This is a genomic window from Spirulina subsalsa CS-330, assembly GCF_028330765.1.
GTDB lineage: Bacteria > Cyanobacteriota > Cyanobacteriia > Cyanobacteriales > Spirulinaceae > Spirulina > Spirulina subsalsa_A.
Genome location: NZ_JAQMTY010000215.1, coordinates 1 through 3,478, shown reverse-complemented (window position 1 = coordinate 3,478; position 3,478 = coordinate 1). Strand labels below are relative to the sequence as shown.

Genomic DNA, 3,478 nt, shown 5'->3' with positions numbered 1-3,478 from the left:
CTTGGTTGGGTAAGCATCGCCGTTTAAGTAAAGACTATGAGCGCCTTCCCCAAATGAGTGAGTGTTTCGTCTATCAAGCCATGACCTCTTTAATGCTCAAACGCCTTACTGTTTAATCTTTTCTTTACAGATACCTTCTAAAAAGGGGGGCTAGGGGGGATCGAGAGAAGGTGAACATCGCTAAGAGCAGTTTGTGTATAAGCAGTAGCTCCTGAGGAAGAGGGCTTTTGGCTCCTTTCTCCTGCGGGAGAAGGGCTGGGGATGAGGGTGCTCCCTGGCGAGCCATGGAAATCTGCAAAAGTGGGATGCACCCAAAAAAATAGGGACATTCCTGAAGCGGAATATCCCTAATTCTCATTGCCAAGCGAAACTTTTAGCGTTAATTAGCCGTAGAGTGATGTGAATCTAGGCTTTATTGCGCTTTTTCAACCAGGTTCCCATGCCCACAGCCAAACCTGCACCAATCATCGAGAAGGGTTCGGGCGTGCCGGTGCTGGGCTTTTCGGTTTGAGCAACCGCGATGGTCATGTGCGACAAGTCTTTACCATTCGCTGTGGCGAACTGACCGCCGAAAGAACCATCCGTCAGTTTTGAAGCATCAACACCTTCAAAGGCGTAAGCGTAGTAACCGGTGGCAGTTTTCACACTGACGACCACGTTACCGTAGAAGCTATCACCAAGAAGTGCTGACCAGGAACCACTGACACTTTCATCAGCACTGACGCTACCACCATCATCAGATTTACCCAAGACTGACCAGTCCATGCCGCTGGTGTCGAAGCCGCTGAACAGGTCACCACTGCCGAGCTTGCTGAGGAGAGTACCTTGGTTGCCGGTATCATTGCCTTCTTCGGCGGCACAAGTTGCGAAGGAGAAAATGTCGGTGCTCACCGATCCAGAGGCGCAGTCGGCGAGAGCTTGTTGGGTATTATTCGGTCTAGCGGAGGCTTGGTCTGCGAGCATTCCGATTGCTGCGGTACCAACCAAGGCGGAAATAGCTAGAGTAGAGATTAAGCGTTTCATTTTGTACCTTCCCACGAGTAACTAGGCGTTTTTCTGTTGTGCTTGGCAGCGTCTTTAACTTTTCCCCCGCTGCTCCTTTAGAATAACCTGATTGCCTAGGCGATTCAATAAAGTTCCCATGAAGATCTGTCGATTTTTTGTGAAGAGTGGTCAATTGATTTTTAAACTGCCACGGTGAAATGTATTAAATGAATGGTCTATTTGGCTGGTGTTTTTGCTAAAAGTCGAGCGTTGTGAGCCTTGATCAACAAGGCATTGCAGCACCATTGAAATTGAATTTCAATCCATTTTCTAGACTGACTGAATACGTAATAATACTGCCTTTTTGTTGAGGACAAGGTTGAAGTGGGTACTTTTTACGTAAAAACACGGATACATATTTTTTGCCCCACGAATTGTTGTGATTCCAGGCGATCGCTCCCTAAAGCGATCGCACAATCCGTGTTTATACGTAATTTTGATGTTTAGATGCTCAAAATTACCTGTGTTTTCCTGGGAATTACGGAGAAACGGGAAAGCTTGGTTCTTGAAGGCAACGGAGAGGCGTTTCGCGTTGGGTTGGGGTTAAGCCTCGGTGTTGGATTAAGACCCCAAAGCCGCCGAGGCCGGTGGGATTGATCAGTTGATGCAGATGGCTGCGCCGTTGAAGAATCTGGGGAAGGGTGTAGTTGCCATCGGAGAGGGCGGTGAGGCGATCGCCTAATCCTAACGCCATCAACATCATCGCCTGTGGGGTAAAGCCAAGGCGATCCAGTCCGGCAGTAGTTCCGTACTGTTCAAGGGCGGTGAAGTTCACATGGGCGGTGAGGTCTTGGCGGCCAAGGTTGACGTAAGGGTTGTTGTGGTGGCGGTGCTGATAGTAGGCCTGGAGTGTGCCTTGGTGACGTTGGGGGTGATAGTAGCGATCGCTGCTGTAACCGTAGTCAATGGTGAACAGATAACCCTGATCCAGTTTGTGGCCAACGGTGTGCAGCCAATCAAGGGCGGCGAGATTCACCTCGGTACGGTAGCCGTCGGGATAGGTGGGGCCCGGTAGGGGAATCGCGAGATCTGCAAAATAGGTCTGAAGTTGCGGCGTTGAGAGTGGGCCAACGGTTTCCGTCAGACCGTCCGGGGTGACGGTGACATAAACTTCCTGCAATTGGCCCCCTTGGATCACCACTTGATGCACGGGAAACGCATCGACCAGTTCATTAGAAAAACAACAGCCCCGAATTGAATCGGCAGGGATATCGTCCCAAGTCTGCCAGGTGACGGGATGGGGGGCGAGTTTGGCCTGTTGGCTCTGGCGTTTGTGGGGCGATCGCTCCACAATTTGATAATTCAAGTGAGCGTAAAATTCCGGCTCTGAGCCTTGGATCGCGTCAAGGATATGCAAGGCGGTATCGCCTTCACCGGCTCCCATTTCCAGGATTGTGAAGGGGTCGGGGCGGTGCAAAATGTCCCAACATTGGCAAAACTGCACGGCAAGGAGTTCGCCAAAGTCGCGATCGCAACTGGCCGCTGTGAAAAAATCCCCCTCTGGGCCAATGGTGGCGGTGTTGTAATAGCCAAATTCGGGATGATACAGCACCGTATCCATATAATCGGCAAAGGTGAGGGGAGAGCGATCGCACAGCACCGCCAACAAATCCGCAGTCGTCATGAATTCCATCCATAGGGCTAACCTTCATCATCCTGCCGCCTAACCGGGACGGGATGCAATCATCACCCCCATGTCAGGCGTGCGATCTTAAGGGCGCGATCGCAGCCATGCCTCCAGATCTGTAATGGTCTGCAACTCAAAAACAGCATCCTCCAACGCGGCAAACTCTGCCCCACTCAGGGTCAAAATCTGCCCTTGAATCGGTTCGGGAATTTCCCCTAATTTTCGAGTGAGCAGACGAAGAATTAAATCAACTTGGCCCGCTTGTCGTCCCTCTTCACGTCCCTCTTCGCGGGCGGTGTCGATCACATTATTTAAGTCCCGATAATATTTCAAACTATTTTCATAGCTATCCTGTTCCGGGCGGGAAAGATTAGCAAATTCTGCCACATCAAAAAGTTGATTAAAAATGGGGTCTTGTTGAAGGAGTTGGGGGCGATCGCTCAAATCTGAAAGATGCCGCAACACAAACAGCTACTGCTCTAGGGGCGTTTCGAGTTCCTCTAGGGGTTTGGTGAACTTGGGTAGTTCAATATAGATAAATTGGAGCTTTTCGTAGAAGACGCGACATTGTTGATCTTTCAGTTGGACAACATGAATAAAATCCGGCTCCTGTTGATGTTCGGTAAAGATGAAATCGAGAATGCCAATGGTATAAATAGCCGCTAATTTATCTTAAATGTGCAAAGAAGACTCCCACTATAAAGCGAGTCCGAGTAGAGTTACCGAAGGTAACGGCGGACGTGCCTTTTAGTGGCGAGATGAATTTGCACCAACAAACAAATCGAGCGACAGCGAGTCCTTAATTTT

The 3,478-nt window shown here is 49.9% G+C and carries 3 protein-coding genes and 1 pseudogene; all 4 read right to left on the bottom strand.

The window, feature by feature from the left end:
- Nucleotides 1-405 precede the first annotated feature (405 nt).
- A complete protein-coding gene (locus PN477_RS14995) occupies nt 406-1,023 on the bottom strand; it encodes a PEP-CTERM sorting domain-containing protein (protein WP_272115502.1) in 618 nt (205 codons plus the stop codon).
- Nucleotides 1,024-1,522: 499 nt separating this feature from the next.
- The gene (locus PN477_RS14990; RefSeq protein WP_272115500.1) at nt 1,523-2,668 is read right to left on the bottom strand and encodes a class I SAM-dependent methyltransferase; all 1,146 of its coding nucleotides are present in this window, start codon (nt 2,666-2,668) and stop codon (nt 1,523-1,525) included.
- 87 nt (nt 2,669-2,755) lie between these two features.
- Nucleotides 2,756-2,977 (bottom strand): DUF4351 domain-containing protein, encoded by a 222-nt coding sequence (locus PN477_RS14985; RefSeq protein ID WP_272115504.1) that lies wholly within the window; start codon nt 2,975-2,977, stop codon nt 2,756-2,758.
- Nucleotides 2,975-3,328 (bottom strand): annotated as a pseudogene (locus PN477_RS14980) (PD-(D/E)XK nuclease family transposase); the annotation flags it as partial. The gene PN477_RS14985 and the pseudogene PN477_RS14980, both read right to left, overlap by 3 nt.
- Nucleotides 3,329-3,478 lie beyond the last annotated feature (150 nt).